Below are 3,016 nucleotides of genomic sequence, written 5' to 3' on the forward strand. Positions count from 1 at the left end.
TCGGTCTTGGTCCAGCGACCGAAGATTGCGTAGCCCGTGTACTTCGGGTTCTGCAAGATCGCGCCAACCGTGCTGCCTTGCCATCCGTCCGCGAGCCGGTGACGATTCTGGTCCGGCCGACGCGCAGAAGGACAAGGAACACCATCACGGTTCAGCCCTTCGGCGATCGCCCGATCGCCTTTGCCGTCGAGGTAATCGGCGAATATCCGACGCACGACATCTGCTGCTTCCTCATCGATTGCGAGTACCCGTAATCGATACCCCTCGGCGGACTTTCGCGGATTCGGATGGCACCCACCGTCTACAACCATGTAACCGAAAGGTGCTCGGCCGCCCTGATGTCGGCCCTCGTTTAGAACCTGTGCATCCATCGCCGCACGGACACGAGCCTGAATATGTTGCCGTTCCGATTCGCTCTTCCCGCCAAGGACGCTCATTAGCATCTTGTGTGACGGATTCTTGGAATCGAACCTACCGCCGAGTTCCGGAATCCAGAGCTGCACACCGTAGTTTGCGAAACGCGGAGCAACCAGGGAGAACTGGTTTCCGAACCAGCACCGTGTTCCCTCGCCTACAACAACCCCATCCCAGCCTCGGTTCGGATCTTTGAGATCACTCAACAATCGACGGGCATCGTCCGGCCGGTCCCAGGGGACCGAGCGAGACTGGCCCACGTCGAAGTACTCGGCAACCACCACGCCGCCCAGCGGCTCGACAAACTTGCTGGCGTTGCCGAGCTGCCACCCTAAGGACGTTTCGGGATCCTGGTTGTCCTCTGTCGAGCATCGGCCGTAGAACGCCAGCGGTCCCAGGCTGTTCTCCGGAAGATCGATTGATTCAACCCCTAATACTTCGTCTAGCGCTGCCCACTCGTCGACCTCGTCCGGCACGCTGTCTATCTTCCCTCACGCCGCAACCGGGCGCTGAATCGCTGCCTCTCGAAGGATTCGTAGGAGAACCTGGGCCGCAGCAGGATTAAGTGCTGGCGGTGCATAGGGGCAACGAACGGTGCCGAAATTCTCGCGTCCGCCAGGTGGAGGCTGGGTCCGGTCTGCGCCAGCATTGACGTTGACATCGCGACTTCCCGTTTCTCCGTTCTCAACCGACCGTCTCCTGTCGGCGCTGGATTTGTCATTCACAGCACAGATCTCTCGCTCGCCGCGCGTCTTGGTGTCCGGTCATGGGCTGGCCTCCGGCGGTGGGGTGTCGGTGAGCGCATCGCGTGCGGCCTGGCGACGCTGGCGAGCGCGGAGGGCGGCGGTGAGTACGAGCAGCCGCTCCCCCGTGGTGGCGTGCCCACAGCCGCGAAACTCCCATAGGACGGGTTCATCGTCGTCGGCTTTGATGTGAGCCAGTTGGTCGAGTTCGGCCGGCAGGTGGTTGCGCATCATCTGCCAACGGAAGCGCCGTGCGCGTAGGGCCTGCAGGGTGGTGGAGTAGCGCCGGGTTTTGGTGGTGATGTGCCCGCGAAATCCCAGGCAATGCAGCCAGGTCAGCATGATCGCCCGGCCGGGTCGGCGGGCCAGCTCGGCGATGGTGTGCAAGATGCGTCGCACATGCTCGGAGACCGGCAGGGTGCCAATGACATGCGGGGAGATGCGATGAGTGCCGAGACCGAAGTCGGCGACGGATTTGGTGACGTATTTCGCCAGGTAGCCCGCCACCCGCCGGCCCGCAATGCCGTCGCGGTCGTCAGTCTCGCCGACGCGGTTGGTGACGGGTTGGGCGTCGATCTGGGTGCCGAACCGCACCACGTCCGTGCCGGCGGGCGTCTCGATGCGCAAGCGGACGGTGGCGGCGGCCTGCACGATCAGCCCGACCAGCTCACCGGCGTCGACGCCGGCCAACGGTGGGGCGGGCGCGTCGGTGGGGCTGGTGGCGTCGTCGAGGCGGATCAGGGCGTGAAAGTGTGGGATGGCGCGGGCCTGCAATTCGGCGACTTTGACATAGGACAGCCGCACCGAATTGGGGTCTGTGTCGAGCTCGCGTAGGCGCCGGGCCAGCTGCCGGCGCAGCGCGATGGTGAATCGGTGCCACAATGCGGGTGCGTGCCAGGAGAATTCAACGTGTCCGCGGTAGTCGTAGCAGTCCGCACATAGTGGTTGGCCCACCAGCGGATCATTGATGTTGTGTATCGTGTTGCAGTTCAACGGTTTACCATGCCGGCATTGTTGTCCGGTGTTGTCGGGGTGGCAGCGACGCGCGGTACCGGCCGCATTCTTGTGGCAGGTGTGCACGGCTCCGAAACTGGGAGCAGTGAGGGTGGCGAACACCATCGGATGCGTCGAAACAGTGGTCGGGACGCCAAGCTCGGACTCACCAGCCGCGCCAGCGTGCACCAGGTGCCAGGTGTCGCCGCGGTAGAGGTCCGAGCATGACGGGCACACCGCGCCGCGGCGGTTCTTGCAGCGGGCCAGCACCGACAGCCGGGTCCTGCCGTAGCCGCGGCCGACAAGGTGAACCGGCTTGCTGCAGTATCCGACCGATCCGACCTTGGCCCACCACTGTGGATAGCCCGCCGAGGCGGCACGAGCAACAATCTCGGCTGTCACTGGAGACGCCCGGTAGTCACCATCGACGGGCGGCCAAGCGGCCCCAAGGATCGCCGGATCAAACGCACGTCTGGCCTCGTTGACCGCCCGCTCTGCGGTATTCATGAGCGGTGCCCCGACTCTGCGTCGCCGTTGACCCGCCGCGGCCGGTAAGTCGCGGCAAGCCAGTCAATATCGGCGTTGGTGACCTCGAAGGCCCGCACGCGGATCATCTCGGCGCTGCCATCTTCGGCGACATATCCGATACCCGGCAGGCTGTCGGGAATCTCGTCACAACGCGCGCCGCGGTCGCGGGCGCCCTGACCCAACACCATCGCGACCTGACTGACACGAAAATTGGGGTGACCACAAGGGGCGACCCGGGTGATGGTGGGTTACGCGGTTTGGGTGAGTGGTTCGAGGATGACCCGGTATCCGAGGGTTTCGAGTTGGCTGATTGCTCGTGCCTTGGTTCGAGCGGGTTG

General features: G+C 64.2%; 3 protein-coding genes. All 3 read right to left on the reverse strand.

The genetic code is table 11. From position 1 onward, the window contains the following. Window positions 1–890 (reverse strand): recombinase family protein (locus VMD50_RS09620; protein WP_325427176.1); only part of this gene is annotated, 890 nt, incomplete at its 3' end. A gap of 288 nt (window positions 891–1,178) precedes the next feature. After that, a complete protein-coding gene (locus tag VMD50_RS09625) occupies window positions 1,179–2,552 on the reverse strand; it encodes a replication initiator (protein ID WP_325427178.1) in 1,374 nt (457 codons plus the stop codon). Between the two features lie 101 nt (window positions 2,553–2,653). Continuing rightward, on the reverse strand, window positions 2,654–2,866 hold the full coding sequence (locus VMD50_RS09630) for a hypothetical protein (protein ID WP_325427180.1): 213 nt from the start codon (window positions 2,864–2,866) through the stop codon (window positions 2,654–2,656). Between the last annotated feature and the right edge of the window lie 150 nt (window positions 2,867–3,016).

This window comes from Mycobacterium sp. (assembly GCF_035506235.1).
In the GTDB taxonomy this organism is placed as follows: Bacteria; Actinomycetota; Actinomycetes; order Mycobacteriales; family Mycobacteriaceae; genus Mycobacterium.